The organism is Acidovorax sp., assembly GCF_046291265.1.
Classification (GTDB): domain Bacteria; phylum Pseudomonadota; class Gammaproteobacteria; order Burkholderiales; family Burkholderiaceae_C; genus Acidovorax.
On record NZ_JBKBTV010000007.1, the window covers coordinates 1 to 14066 of the forward strand.

Genomic DNA, 14066 nt, shown 5'->3' on the forward strand with positions numbered 1-14066 from the left:
GTGCGCGCTGACAGGTCGTTGTTGCCTGAGGCTATCTGCGAGCTGGCGGAGGCTACGCCTTCGGCGTTCTGGCGCACCGAACTCACGGTGTTGACCAGGCTTTGCTGCATGCGTTGCAGCGCGGCGAGCAGGTGGCCAGTTTCGTCTTTGGATTGGGCAATGATCTGACCGCTGAGGTCGCCGCTGGCCACGCGGTCTGCGGCTTCCACGGCCTGCGCCAAGGGGCGGGTGATGGAGCGGATGATGGTGATGGCCAGGAAGATCGCCACAACAATGGCCAGGGCACCGGCAATCAAGACGTCACGGGTCAGGGCGCTGGCGGCCGCTTCGGCACGTTGGCCTGCTTCTGCAGTGACTTTGGCCTGAAAGTCGACTTGTTCAGCAATCACTTTCTGATATTCAAGTTGAATGGGGCGCACCTGCTCTACCAACAATTTCAGCGCCTCGTCCTTCTGGCCCTGTTGGATCAAGCCCAGGTATTGATCTCCAATCTTCAGAAAAGACGCCCGGTTCTGCTGTAGACGCCCCAGAATTTCCTTGCCTTTGTCAGACTGTATGAGCGTGGTCAGCGTACCCATTTGCTCTGCAATGGCAGCGCGTGCCGCGGTCACTCGCTCAAGTGACGGCTTGGTGATGCTTTCTTCACTGAAGAGCGCCAAATTTCGGAACTGGATGGCTTGCACGTTCACCCCGTCCGCCAGGACTCCCATCGACTTGGTGATGGGAATGCGAACGTCAATGACATCGTTGAGTTCTGCACGCTGGCTGGCCGATTGGATCAGGCTGACGGCCCCCAGCGCAATCAGCAACAAAACCATGACCGCAAAAGCAGCCGTCAATCGGGTCGAAATCTTCAGTTGGTTCATCGCGGTTCCCTCTATTTATTTAGTAGATATCTGGCATGGATAACCCGCTGCAACGTTACCCGTGACTTGCCTTTGCCACCAGACCTATTTCGTCGCTGCTCAGCAACGCTTCAATGTCCATCACGATCAGCATCCGGTCGCCCAGGCTGGCGATGCCGGTAACAAAGGCTGGGTCTACATTGCCCTGGCGCTCAAACTGCGGGGCGGGCTTGATGAGCTCGGGTGCCAGCGACACGACGTCGGCCACGGCATCCACCACCGCACCGATCACGGTGCCGCCGATGTCCAGAATGATGACCACCGTGAAGTCGGTGTAGTTGGCTTCGGGGCACCCCAGTTTCAGGCGCAGGTCAAGGATGGGCACGATGCGGCCGCGCAGGTCGATCACGCCCTTGATGAAGTCTGGCGACTGCGCCAGGCGCGTGGGACGCTCGTACGAGCGGATTTCCTGCACCCGCAGAATGTCGATGCCGTATTCCTCCGAGCCCAGGCGGAAGGTCAGGTATTCGCCAGCGGGTGAGGTGGCTTGTGTTGTGGACGAGCGGGACGATGTGTGGGCAGGTGCAGCGATCATGGCGAGGGCTTTCTGAGAGGTGCGGGAGGGCACGCGGTCTCTCAAAACAAAGCCCGCGCGGGCGTGGGGTGAGCATAGCAGCGTCAGTTGCAATTGCTAACAAACCAAGGGTTAACCCGCAATTCAACGACCCCATGGGCGGACGTGCCCCAACTGCTAGTGCAGTGTTTCATGCTTGATGGCACAAATAAAAAGGATGGATTTTTGGCTCTGGCAAGGCGCAAACCGGAGCGAACCGGGTGTATCGCGAGGATTTGCAACGCCGCCAGGGGCGAAAAGACGCCTTTTTATGTGCCAGATAGCGTGAAACACTGCACTGGATGCATCTGCGTTGCATTTGAATTGGAGAGCTAGCTCCAGTCAAACCCCCAATGCGCAGACCAAAAAATGCTACCGTTGCCCGCCGCTGCCTCCCACCCCGCGCGCCCTCCCCGTTTTTGATCTGATGGACGAGACCTGATGCCCTTTTTCTTCAACCGCAAAGAAACCGACCCCGCCCACATGCCCGCGCCGGGCTTGCCCTTGCTGGCCTTGGAGCTGCGTGCCCCGTGGGAGTTTGGCGCGGTGCTGCCCGCCTGGCCGGTGCTGCAGCGCGCCCCGAAGGGCGATGGGCACACGGTCATCGTGTTTCCGGGACTGACGGCGGGGGACGCCACCACCGTGCCGCTGCGCCGCTACCTGGATTCGCGCAACTACCACCCGCTGGGGTGGGGCCAGGGCCTGAACCTGGGCCCGCGCGATGGCGTGCTGGAGACCGCCAAGCGCCAACTGCAAGCCGCGGCGGATGCCAGCGGCAAGAAGGTCAGCCTGGTGGGCTGGAGCCTGGGCGGCATCTACGCCCGCGAACTGGCCAAGGAGCTGCCCGACCTGGTGCGCTGCGTGGTGACGCTGGGCACGCCGTTTGCCGGGCCGCACACCTCGACCAACGCATGGCGCATCTACCAATTCGCCAGCGGCCGCAGCATTGAGCGCGAAACCGAGAACTACGACCTGCCCGCTGCGCCCCCCGTGCCCACTACCAGCATCTACTCGCGCAGCGATGGCGTGGTGGCCTGGCGCGGCAGCATTCAGGCGCCTGCCGACCACAACCCGCACACCGAAAACATCGAGGTGGTGGCCAGCCACTTCGGCATGGGCCTGAACCCCAGCGCCTGGTGGGCGGTGGCCGACCGGCTGGGGCAACCCCACGGGCCGGATGCCGTGTGGCAGCCGTTTCGGCGGCCGATGGTGCGGGGGTTGCATCTGGTGTATCCAGACCCCCACCGGTAGGTGGTTGGCACACCGTCGAGGTGCCATCCATCACAAGTAAATCAGAAGCAAAAACAACAAAGCACTCTGAAGAGGAATCTTCAGAGTGCTTTGTTTTTGATAGCTACCAGCGCTTATTGGATAAGCGCTAGAGGCTGTTTTGACTCATATTCTTGCTAATACAGAGAGCTGGCCCCGCTCAGAAGCTTTCCCAGTCCTCGTCGTTGCCACCCTTGGCCGGGGCCGGGCTTTGGGCCGCAGACTTGGCGGCTGTCGGAGGTTTGGCGCTGGCTTTGGCTTTGGGGGCCGACAGGCTGGCCGCGGGTTTGGCGGGCTTGGTGCTGCCGATCTTGCTGGTGCTTTTGTTCGCCACTGCACTGCGTTGGGCTGTGTATGCCGGGGCCGGGATGGGCGCTCTGGGTGCTGGGGCGGGTGCGCTTCTTGTTGTGGCGCTGGCATCGAGCTTAAACACGGCCACGGCGTTGACGAGTTCGCCCGCCTGAGCGTTCAGGGCGCTGGCGGCTGCGGCCATTTCTTCTACCAATGCTGCGTTTTGCTGGGTGGCCTGGTCCATCTGGGTGACGGCTTCTCCCACTTGGCCCACGCCTGCGCTTTGTTCGCTGCTGGCGGCGCTGATCTCTCCCATGATGTCGGTCACGCGCCGGATGGAGGCGACGACTTCGGTCATGGTGGCTCCGGCTTTGTCGACCAGCAGGGTGCCTTGTTCGACGCGTTCGACGCTGGCGGTGATGAGGAGCTTGATTTCTTTGGCTGCCTCTGCGCTGCGGCCTGCCAGGCTGCGCACTTCACTGGCCACGACGGCAAAGCCGCGGCCTTGTTCGCCTGCGCGGGCGGCTTCTACGGCGGCGTTCAGGGCCAGAATGTTGGTCTGGAAGGCGATGCCGTCGATGACGCTGATGATGTCTGCAATCTTGTTGCTGCTGGCGTTGATGCCTTTCATGGTCTCGACGACTTCGGCCACCACGTCACCGCCTTGTACTGCCACCGTGGAGGCGCTGACTGCGAGCTGGTTGGCCTGGCGGGCGTTGTCTGCGTTCTGGCGCACGGTGGAGCCCAGCTCTTCCATGGAGGCGGCGGTTTCTTCCAGTGCGCTGGCTTGTTGCTCGGTGCGCGCTGACAGGTCGTTGTTGCCTGAGGCTATCTGCGAGCTGGCGGAGGCTACGCCTTCGGCGTTCTGGCGCACGCCAGAAACCACATGAGCGAGGTTGTCGCGCATTTCGCCCAGTGCCGTCAGCAACTGCCCCATTTCGTCTTTGCCACCGGGGGGTACTTCGGCGGTGAGGTCACCCGCAGCAATGGCGCGGGCGGCGCGCACGGCATGCCCGGCGGGGCGCGTCACAGCGCGGGTGATGCCCACGCCCAGCAAGGCAGCCAGCACCACACACACCGCCAGCGTGATCGCCAGCGATGCACGGGCGACGTTAAAGACCTGGCGAGCCTCTTCGGTGGCTTTGAGCGCGTTGCCAGCGTTGAGCTTTTGCATCTTGCCCAACGTCTCGGCCACCGCCACAAAGGCGGTTTCGGACTCGCCTGCGTAGACCATGGCCAGCGCGTCGCCGGTCAACTCCAGCGTCTCGGCGGTGCTGAAGTCCACACCGTTGGCAATCTCCACCAGCTTGGCCTGCAGCACGGCGTATTCAGCCTTGCGCTGCTTGTAGGTCTTGAAGATCTCCTGCTCTTCGGGGCTGTTGATCAACGGTTCGTAGGTGGTTTCAAGCTGTGCAATGTCTTTGCCGCGCAGGCCTACCTGTTCAGAAAACGCCTTGACTTCGATGATGCTGCGCGAGGTGACCATGCCAGCTTCGGAGCGGCGCATGCGGTTGTACAAAACGCGCAGATCGCCCGTCTTTTCGACGCTGGGCAGCAGGTTGGTGGCAATGACTTGTGCATTGTTGTTGATGCGGGACATCTGCACCATGGCAATCACGCCCAGCACGGTGGTCAACAAGACCACCACAAAAAACCCGGCACCCAGTTTGACGCCGATGCGCAGATCGGAAACTTTCATGAATCACCCTTCACATTGCGTTGCCCGCAGGCATTAAAGCGGCTCCTGCCCAGGAGCCCGTGGGAGCGTTAGCACCCATCTGTAACCAAATGCAGTCTACCAGTGCACCCGCGGCCGCAAAGCGGGCTTTCCCCTGTCGGCGGCATGCCATGCAGCAACAAAAAAGCATGCGGATATTGCTACCCGCATGCTCTGGGACAGACACTGTTTCAGTATCCTTTTGATAGCTACTCGCGCTCTATGGATAAGCGCTAGAGGCCAATTTCACCTAAAAATTGCTTCAAGCCTGCGCCTTTTTGTAGGCCTCGACACCGTCGCTGACTTCCTTCTTGGCGGCGTCGATGCCTTCCCAGCCCAGCACCTTGACCCACTTGCCCTTTTCGAGGTCCTTGTAGTGCTCAAAGAAGTGGGCAATGGCATTGCGGCGCATGGCGTTCACGTCGTCAATCGTCTTCCAGTGGTCGTACATGGGCAGGATCTTGGACGTGGGCACGGCAATGACCTTGCCATCCACACCGGCCTCGTCTTCCATCATCAGGATGCCCAGGGGGCGGCACGTTACGACCACACCGGGGTGCAGCGGGTAAGGCGTGATCACCAGCACATCCACCGGGTCGCCGTCGCCCGACAGCGTCTGCGGCACGTAGCCGTAGTTGGTGGGGTAGTGCATGGCCGTGGTCATGAAGCGGTCCACAAAGATGGCGCCCGATTCCTTGTCCACCTCGTACTTGATGGGGTCGGAGTTCATCGGAATTTCGATGACGACGTTGAAGGTGTCGGGGAGGTTCTTGCCGGGGGGGACGTTGTTGAGGGACATGTCTTTGGATAGTGGTTTGAAAACGGCAACCCGCGAAACGGGCCGTGCAGCGATTGCGCACACCTGCGTCGGGATTAACCCTGATTTTAGGCGCACGCCCCTTTCTGCCCGCTTGCAAACCACCATTTGCCTGTAAATTGGGTCCGTTGGCCAATCGACTCCCGCAGCGAACCTGCACAGGGAGCACGAGGAAGCAACGCAGCGGGGATGCCACCGATGCGTTGGTCCCCACTCGTGCAACGAACCCTAGGAGAATTGAATGGCTGCAAGCTCAGCACTGACATCCCCTCTCATCCTCGCCCTGGTCTGTGGGCTCATTGCCGTGGCCTACGGCATATGGGCCAGAGGCTGGATCCTTTCCAAAGACCCGGGCAACGCCCGCATGCAGGAGATCGCGGCGGCCATTCAGGCCGGTGCCGCCGCGTATTTAGCCCGCCAGTACAAGACCATTGCCATCGTCGGCGTGGTGCTGGCGGTGCTGATTGGCATTTTTCTGGACGTGACCACCGCCGTGGGTTTTGTCGTGGGCGCCGTGCTGTCGGGCGCCTGCGGCTTCATCGGCATGAACGTGTCGGTGCGCGCCAATGTGCGCACGGCACAGGCCGCCACACACGGCATTGGCCCCGCGCTCGATGTCGCGTTTCGCGGCGGGGCCATCACCGGCATGCTGGTGGTGGGGCTGGGCCTGCTGGGTGTCACGGGCTTTTACTGGTTTCTGGCGGGCAACGGCAACCTCACACCCACCACCAACCTGGCCACGCTGCTCAACCCGCTGATCGGCTTTGCGTTTGGCTCGTCGCTGATCTCGATCTTTGCGCGCCTGGGCGGCGGCATCTTCACCAAAGGCGCCGACGTGGGCGCCGACTTGGTGGGCAAGGTGGAGGCAGGCATCCCTGAAGACGACCCACGCAACCCGGCCGTGATTGCCGACAACGTGGGCGACAACGTGGGCGACTGCGCCGGCATGGCGGCAGACTTGTTTGAGACCTATGCCGTGACACTGATCGCCACCATGGTGCTGGGCGCCCTGCTGGTGGTCAGCGCCCCGGTCAACGCCGTGGTGTACCCGCTGGCGCTGGGGGCCGTGTCGATCATTGCTTCGATCATTGGGTGCTTCTTCGTCAAGGCGTCGCCCGGCATGAAGAATGTGATGCCCGCGCTGTACAAGGGGCTGGCCATTGCGGGCGTGCTGTCGCTCATCGCGTTCTACTTCGTCACGCTGTGGCTCATGCCCGACAACTCCATCACCGCCACGGGCAGCCAGATCCGGCTGTTTGGCGCGTGCGCCACAGGCTTGGTGCTGACGGCGGTGCTGGTGTGGATCACTGAGTTCTATACCGGCACGCAGTATTCGCCCGTGCAGCACATTGCCCAGGCATCTACCACCGGCCACGGCACCAACATCATTGCGGGGCTGGGCGTGTCGATGCGGTCCACGGCCTGGCCGGTGATTTTTGTGTGCACGGCCATCATCGTGTCGTACGGCCTGGCCGGTCTGTATGGCATTGCAGTGGCCGCCACCGCCATGCTCAGCATGGCGGGCATCGTGGTGGCGCTGGACGCCTATGGCCCCATCACCGACAACGCGGGCGGCATTGCCGAGATGGCCGACATGCCACCTGAAGTGCGCGCTGTGACCGACCCCCTGGACGCCGTGGGCAACACCACCAAGGCCGTCACGAAGGGCTACGCGATTGGATCGGCCGGGCTGGCTTCGCTGGTGCTGTTTGCCGACTACACCCACAAGCTGGAAAGCTACGGCAGAGCGATCAGTTTTGACCTGTCCGACCCGCTGGTCATCGTGGGCCTGTTCATTGGCGGGCTGATTCCGTACCTGTTCGGCGCCATGGCCATGGAGGCCGTGGGCCGCGCCGCGGGCGCCGTGGTGGTGGAGGTGCGCCGCCAGTTCCGCGACATCCCCGGCATCATGGAAGGCACTGCCAAGCCCGAATACGGCAAGGCCGTGGACATGCTGACCACCGCAGCCATCAAAGAGATGGTCATCCCCAGCCTGCTGCCCGTGATTGCCCCCATCGTGGTCGGCCTGCTGCTGGGGCCCAAGGCGCTGGGCGGGTTGCTGATGGGCACCATCATCACCGGCCTGTTTGTGGCCATCAGCATGTGCACCGGCGGCGGTGCCTGGGACAACGCCAAGAAGTACATCGAAGACGGCCACCACGGCGGCAAGGGCAGCGAGGCGCACAAGGCCGCCGTGACGGGTGACACCGTGGGCGACCCCTACAAGGACACTGCGGGCCCCGCCATCAACCCGCTGATCAAGATCATCAACATCGTGGCACTGCTCATCGTGCCGCTGGTGGTCAAGTTTCACGGGGGGTAACACACCCGCTCTGTGCGAACGCCAGGCCTGACCCGCCTGGCATCCATGAAAACTAGGGGCCTCTGGCCCCTTTTTGCCGCGTAACATCGCGTAAACCACGGCAACCAGCGGCAGACACAGACACCGGTCTCCCTTCATCCGAGAAGATCGCCTTGAAACACACCACACCGTCGGCGCCTGCCCCAGCCGCAATCAGCGCCACCGCACCCTACCAGCGCATCGTTGCCGACGTGCAGGCACAGGCCCGGCCGTTGATGGATCGCGTCGCCGAGGCCACGCGCATGTCGCTGCAGGCGCGCCTGGACCAGGCCCGCACCCCCGGCGAACACCATGCCATGCTGGAAGCCAAGCAACAGCTGCAGCGGCTGGCCTCGGTGATGTCCGAGCGCTACCCTGATGCACTGCGCAAGGCGCTGGACCAGGAAGCGGCGCAGGCCGACAGCCACAAACCCACACGCTCCCTGTTCACCGTGCATTTCGACGACCTCGAACTGATGGACGAGTCGCAGATCAACGACAGCGTGGAGCGCGCCCGCGCACGGCAGGTGCTGGTCACTGCCGTAGAGGGCCCTCTGGCAGACCTGGATGCCCTGGTGTGCGCAGCACTGGGCCTGCCGCGCGTGCAGCCCGAGCACAACCCGCTGCGGCCCGAAGTCTTCCTGCAGGCGCTGCAGACCGTGGTGTCGCAGATGCAGGTGTCCGCGCAGGTGCGACACGACTGGATAGGGCACATGGCCCAGGCGCTGGGCGCGGAGCTGCGCGCGCTCTACAAGGCGCAGGTCGATCAGCTCAGACTCAGTGGCGTACAGCCGGTGGGCTATGCCATGCGCCAAGCCAGCGGCGAGTACGTGTACGTCGCGCCCGCTGCCGCGGGTGCAGCCCAGGGGTTCGCAACCGACAACGACTTGTCTACCGCAGCAAGCTCTGGCGACCCACTGCTGACGCTCGACCGACTTCGCCGACTGCTGCTGGGCGAGTTCAAAGACAACACTGCGCACGCACAAGCGTCCGCTGACACGCCCGCATCCATGTCAGCGATCATGAATGAGCCAGAGGGGGAAGAAGACTTTGCAGAACGCTTTGCCCGGGAGTTCGAAAGCCCCGGCCAGCTCCCCCATCTTGATGCGCCCGCCACCGACTTCGCATCCACCGTGCCCGCCGCGTTTGAGGCGCTGCAGGAGATGAACCAGGTCGGCCACATGATGGAGAGACTGGGCAACCAGCGCACCGGGGACAGCACCCACGCCGGGGGCGGCCACGCGGCCACCCCGCCCCGCAAGCATGTCGGCGACTTGGGCGAGGCTCTGAGCATGGAAGTGGTGGCGCTGATGGTGGACAACATCGCGCGCGACACCCGGCTGTTGTGGCCTGTGCAGCAGTTCATCCGCGCCCTAGAGCCCGCGCTGATGCAGCTGGCCGTGGCCGACCCGCGCTTCTTCAGCCACAAGGAACATGCCGCGCGCCGCCTGCTGCAGGACATCACCGACCGCAGCCTGGCCTTCAACAACACCGAGGCGCCCGGCTTTCAGAGCTTTATGCGGTCCCTCATGAACCTGGCAGGCCCGCTGGCCACAGCCACCATCGAAGGGCCGCATGATTTTGAGCAGGTACTGCAGCAATTGCACGCCAAATGGACAGAGAAGGAACAGGCGCGCGAGCAGGAGCGTGTGCGCGCCATCGAGGCGCTGCAGCACGCCGAGCAACGTCACCTGCTGGCCGCCAAACTATCGCGCGACATGTGGCTGCACCCCGGCGTCAGCACATTGCCCGACGCCATCTCCCGCTTCCTGCTCGGCCCGTGGTCCCAGGTCATGGCGCAGGCACGCCTGGCGGACACGACCGGCAGCACCGACCCGGGCCGCTGCCTGGAAAGGGTGGACGCCCTCATCTGGAGCGCCCAGCCCGCGCTGACCCGCACAAACACCGACCAGCTCGCCCGCCTGCTTCCCACGCTGCTGACTGCATTGCGCGAGGGGCTCGCGACCATCGACTACCCCGACGCCCCGACCGAGGCCTTCTTCGATCTGCTGATGGAACTGCACCAGCAAGCCTTCAAACCCGGCCCACGGCCTGCAGCGCCACCACCAACCGAGCCCACACAGGAGGCGCGGGCCACAGAGAAACCAGCGCTGCTGGACGACGACGACCCCTGGGTGGCGCCCGCCGAGGCCAAGGAGTCTGGCTACATGGATATCTCGCTGCCGACTGAATCCGAAAGCCAGGAAGCACCGGCGCAACCGCCCGTGCCCACCCAGGCCATGGCACTGCCCGTTCTCACCATCGGCACCTGGGTAAACCTGGTCGTGGCAGGCCAGTGGGAGCGCACCCAGTTGTCCTGGATCGGATCGCACGGCAACCTGTTTCTCTTCACCAGCCCGGCCGGTCGAACCCAGTCGATGACGCTGCGGTTGCTGGACCGGCTGTTCCAGCAAGGCGCGTTGGAGGTGCTCACCGAACAAACCGTGGTGGATGTGGCCCTGGATGCCGTGGCGCAACTGGCCATGCGCAACAGCATGGAGAGCAGGCTTTGATGTGCCCGCTTCATACCAGCGCTGTGGTCAAACCTCCTGCAGGGTGGTACCCTGCAACCATCACTCCAGGGCTTTGCAGAATTCAGTGGAATTTGTCAGGGCCTTAGCCCGCTTCGGCGGGCTTTTTTACGCCCGGGTTCTTTTCTCACGCAGACCCCGTTGAAAGCGGTGGTGACACATCGGCAAGCTGAAGGCGTTGCGATCGTGCAAGGGCCGGTGGGCTCGACAGGAGGACGCAACACGTTGCGGTCGGTATATCTCTATGACCCGGACGAAAACCTGATCGAGATCGCCAACGAAGTGTGAACGGTCAAAGATCCGTCGAAGTCGCCGCGCGCAGCAGCAATGCGGCGGGCACCACCAGCTCCTGCAACTGCCCGGCGCGCTCCTGTTCGATGGACTGAAGCACCATCTCGTTGATGCCCCCTACCACCGCCATGGCCATCATGGGCTGCAGCGGGGCCTTGCGCAGGGGCGCCCCCGGTCGGTTGTTCACCACCTCCAGCATCAGGTCCACCAACTGCTGATTGACCCGCCGCCGAGCGGCCAGGCCGGGCATGCCCAGGCCCAGGATTTCAATGAACAAGGTGCGCAGCAGGACCGGATTGCAGGCCAGCGCACCAAAGTACGCCGACAGCGCCTGCTCCACCTGGGCCTGCCAATCGCTTTGGGGGTTGATGGCGCCACGCAGCACATCCAATGCGTTGCCGCTGGCGGATTCGTACAGCGCCGTGAGGCATTCGGCCTTGTCGGCAAAGTTCTCGTAGAAAGTACGGCGCGACACACCGGCCTCGCGCACGATGTCGGCGATGGTCGTGTCGGCATAGCCTTTGGCCGCCACGGCGCGGGCCATGCCTTCCTGCAGTCGGGCGCGGTGTTCGGTGCCGATTGAAGCACTTGCGGGGGCGGTGTCTTGCACTGTGTCCATGGCTGGCGGATTTCCGTGTGGATTGCAGGTACTTGACAGTACCACACAGACAGCCCATGATCCAAACCACTGGTACCAAGAAGTACCAACTGTTCAAGACCCGTCTTTTCACCGCGCTCCCGGAGACCCTTTTTCATGACCGAACTTGTCGTCCGACGCCTGCTCATTGACCTGGAAACGCCTTTCGAGCGCCACTGGTGCGGCGGCGATGCCTTTCGCACCGCGTTTTTCAACGCGCTGTCGATGAGCTTCCCGGTGGGCGAGCAGTTCTTTATCGACGCCGTGCGGGACGGCCACAAAGCCATGCCGCCTGAACAACACGCGCAGTTTGCAGACGAGGTGCGCGGCTTTATCGGGCAAGAGGCCACGCACCGCCGCATCCATGCGCTGTTCAACGGCCACCTTGAAAAGCAAGGTCTGGTCAACGAATGGGCGCCGCGCGCGCAAGAGCGCATGAAGCTGTTTGCCAACGCCGACCCACGCCACCCGCTGGCCGTGACTACGGCCAACGAGCATTTCACTGCCCTGCTGGCCGAGTGGCTGCTGGCCCACCCCGAGACACTGGCTGGCGCCGAGCCCCGCCTGGCCACGATGTGGCAATGGCACTGTGCCGAAGAGGCCGAGCACAAGAACACGGCGTTTGACATTTACCAGGCGCTGGGCGGCAACCACGAATGGCGCATCACCTGGTTCCGGCGCATCACCCTCGTCTTTTTGGGCGACACCCTGCGCCAGACGGCGCTGAACCTGCGCCACAACGGCATGCTCTGGAAGTGGAGCACCTGGGCCAGCGCAGCGCGCACGCTGTTTGGCAAACGTGGGCTGGTGCGCGAGACCTGGCGCCCCTGGCGCGAATACCTGCGCCGCGACTTTCACCCCAGCCAGCACGGCACGGACCTGTCGGAGCGGTGGCTCGCAGAGCACAGCAATGTGTACACGCCCGTTGGCGCACGCTGAGCCCCGCGCTAAAGACGCTCAGCGGCGGCGCAGCACCAGCATGCCAAACAGCGGCGCCATCACATACATGCTGACCGAATAGATAGCGGCAGGCAGTGCCAGCTGAAAGTTGTTAAGCACGGACAGCGCTATGAAGATGGCCAGCGTGGAGTTGTGGATACCGATCTCAAAGCCGATGGCGGTGGCCAGGGGTTTGTCCATGCCCAGGGCGCGTGGCACAAAGTAGCCCACACCCAGGCTGAGGACGTTGAACAGCAGTACCGCAGGGCCGATGTCGGCAAACGATGCCGACAGCGCCGCCCATTCCTTGGCAATGGCAATCAGTGCAAAAGACGCCAGCACCACGGCGCTGAAGATCTTCATGGGCTTTTCCATGCGGGCGCTAAACCGGGGCGCACGCCGGTGCACCCACATGCCCACCAGCACCGGCAACAGCACGATGACGATTACCTCCAGCACCTTGCCAAACTGCAGAGGTACCACCTGACCGGTGTTCGCAAAGGTGCTGATGGCCCAGTTGGTAATCAGCGGCAGGCTCACGATGGACAGCAGCGTGTTGATGGCTGTGAGCGAGATGTTCATCGCCACGTTGCCACCAAACAAGTGACTGAACAAGTTGGCCGACACCCCGCCCGGCGACGCCGCCAGCAGCATCAGCCCCACGGCATACAGCGGCGGCACGCCCAGCAGCACGATGAGCCCGTAGCAGGCCGCAGGCAGCACCAGCACCTGCAGCGCCAGGGCCAGCACCGCGGCACGCGGGTGCTGCAGCAGGCGCTTGAAGTCGGCCGCCGTGAGCGACAGGCCGAGGCCAAACATGACCAGGCCCAACGCAACAAACAGCAGCGTGGGCAGGATAGAAACAAAACTCATGGTGTTTGCGCGCAGGCATGGGCCATGCCGCGCTCCTGTGACAAAGCCCACCGCATCAGAGGGAGCGGTGGGCTAAAAGTGAGAGATAACTGCAGCCACCAGCCACGCAGACTGAGTGCGGGTGAATGGCCGGGGAACCCCCGGCGCTGCAGGCGATGGAATCAGACCGTGGCCGCTGGCCCCGTCCGCAAGCGCACCGGCCCGCTGCGCTGCTCCATCGCTCTTTGCACGTCCTTGCGCAGTCCCATCAAAAACCCCAGCTCAGCCACTACAAACAGCGGCCCCACGATGAGCCCCATCAAGTCATCCACAAACGCGGGCTTGCGGCCCTCGTAGTAGTGGCCCACAAACTGGATCACCCAACCCACCACAAACAGCCCCACACCCGAAACCAGCCACAGCACGGTGGTCTGCAACGCCAGCCACTGACCGCCCACCAACATGGCCGACAGCAACGCGGCCATCGTCACGCCATAGCGAAAGTCGAGCCGGAAGTAAAAGAAACAACTCGCCAGAGCCGCCAGCAGCGCGGGGCTCATGGGCAAGTCGCCCATCTGCCACGCGGGGCGCGAGAGCAGCACCACCACGGCGAACATGATCATGGGCACACCCACAAAATGGGTGTAGATGTTGCGCGGGTCGCGGTGGTAGGCGGCGTACTGGGCCAGGTGGTCGATCAGGGTTTTCATGGGTGTCTCCGGGTATTGTTTTCAGCAGCATCCATGGTGGCGCTGGCCTTTGGCAGCGTCTGTCGTGGAGACGACAAAAACACCCCACGAAAACCCTTGTGCCTCTACCTTGAGCCTTCACAGAGTGCGCCACCTTTGCCGCGCTGCCTTGGCCGTTCCGGCAACCCACCCATCCCTGCCTCGCGCTTTTTGCCAGCCTTCACTGATTTTTTC

12 protein-coding genes are annotated in these 14066 nt (G+C 63.1%); 5 read left to right on the forward strand and 7 right to left on the reverse strand.

The annotated features are described in order from the left end of the window. Positions 1–866: MCP four helix bundle domain-containing protein (locus tag ACK41V_RS04325; RefSeq protein WP_409778323.1), on the reverse strand; the 866-nt coding region annotated here is incomplete at its 3' end. A 55-nt stretch (positions 867–921) separates the two neighbouring features. Beyond that, positions 922–1440, reverse strand: coding sequence for a chemotaxis protein CheW (locus tag ACK41V_RS04330; RefSeq protein WP_409778326.1), 519 nt, complete (start codon positions 1438–1440; stop codon positions 922–924). 459 nt (positions 1441–1899) lie between these two features. On the opposite strand from ACK41V_RS04330, the gene ACK41V_RS04335 reads away from it, so the two are divergent. Next, positions 1900–2709 (forward strand): esterase/lipase family protein, encoded by an 810-nt coding sequence (locus tag ACK41V_RS04335; RefSeq protein WP_409778329.1) that lies wholly within the window; start codon positions 1900–1902, stop codon positions 2707–2709. A gap of 178 nt (positions 2710–2887) precedes the next feature. Here ACK41V_RS04335 and ACK41V_RS04340 read toward each other — a convergent pair whose 3' ends face one another. Both ACK41V_RS04340 and ppa read right to left on the reverse strand, forming a co-directional pair. After that, positions 2888–4717: a methyl-accepting chemotaxis protein gene (locus tag ACK41V_RS04340; protein ID WP_409778332.1), complete on the reverse strand. Its 1830-nt coding sequence runs from the start codon at positions 4715–4717 to the stop codon at positions 2888–2890. Between the two features lie 280 nt (positions 4718–4997). Then, complete coding sequence (ppa, locus tag ACK41V_RS04345; RefSeq protein ID WP_409778335.1) at positions 4998–5534, reverse strand: inorganic diphosphatase; 537 nt, start codon at positions 5532–5534, stop codon at positions 4998–5000. A gap of 259 nt (positions 5535–5793) precedes the next feature. Between ppa and ACK41V_RS04350 the strand changes: the two genes are divergently transcribed. The 3 genes from ACK41V_RS04350 to ACK41V_RS04360 all read left to right on the forward strand — a co-directional run bounded on the left by ACK41V_RS04350 (position 5794) and on the right by ACK41V_RS04360 (position 10712). After that, complete coding sequence (locus ACK41V_RS04350) at positions 5794–7875, forward strand: sodium-translocating pyrophosphatase (protein WP_409778337.1); 2082 nt, start codon at positions 5794–5796, stop codon at positions 7873–7875. Between the two features lie 152 nt (positions 7876–8027). After that, complete coding sequence (locus ACK41V_RS04355) at positions 8028–10406, forward strand: DUF1631 family protein (protein WP_409778340.1); 2379 nt, start codon at positions 8028–8030, stop codon at positions 10404–10406. A 171-nt stretch (positions 10407–10577) separates the two neighbouring features. Continuing rightward, positions 10578–10712, forward strand: coding sequence for a hypothetical protein (locus ACK41V_RS04360; protein WP_409778343.1), 135 nt, complete (start codon positions 10578–10580; stop codon positions 10710–10712). 4 nt (positions 10713–10716) lie between these two features. Here ACK41V_RS04360 and ACK41V_RS04365 read toward each other — a convergent pair whose 3' ends face one another. Further along, positions 10717–11334 (reverse strand): TetR/AcrR family transcriptional regulator, encoded by a 618-nt coding sequence (locus ACK41V_RS04365; RefSeq protein WP_409778346.1) that lies wholly within the window; start codon positions 11332–11334, stop codon positions 10717–10719. A gap of 135 nt (positions 11335–11469) precedes the next feature. Here ACK41V_RS04365 and ACK41V_RS04370 point away from each other — a divergent pair, with 135 nt between their 5' ends. After that, complete coding sequence (locus ACK41V_RS04370) at positions 11470–12291, forward strand: metal-dependent hydrolase (protein WP_409778349.1); 822 nt, start codon at positions 11470–11472, stop codon at positions 12289–12291. Between the two features lie 18 nt (positions 12292–12309). Here the strand turns inward: ACK41V_RS04370 and ACK41V_RS04375 are convergent, their stop codons facing one another. Both ACK41V_RS04375 and ACK41V_RS04380 read right to left on the reverse strand, forming a co-directional pair. After that, positions 12310–13164 carry a bile acid:sodium symporter family protein gene (locus tag ACK41V_RS04375; RefSeq protein ID WP_409778352.1) on the reverse strand — a complete coding sequence of 285 codons (855 nt, stop codon included), beginning with the start codon at positions 13162–13164 and terminating at the stop codon, positions 12310–12312. Between the two features lie 161 nt (positions 13165–13325). Further along, positions 13326–13853, reverse strand: a complete 528-nt coding sequence (locus ACK41V_RS04380; protein ID WP_409778355.1) for a DUF962 domain-containing protein — start codon at positions 13851–13853, stop codon at positions 13326–13328. Between the last annotated feature and the right edge of the window lie 213 nt (positions 13854–14066).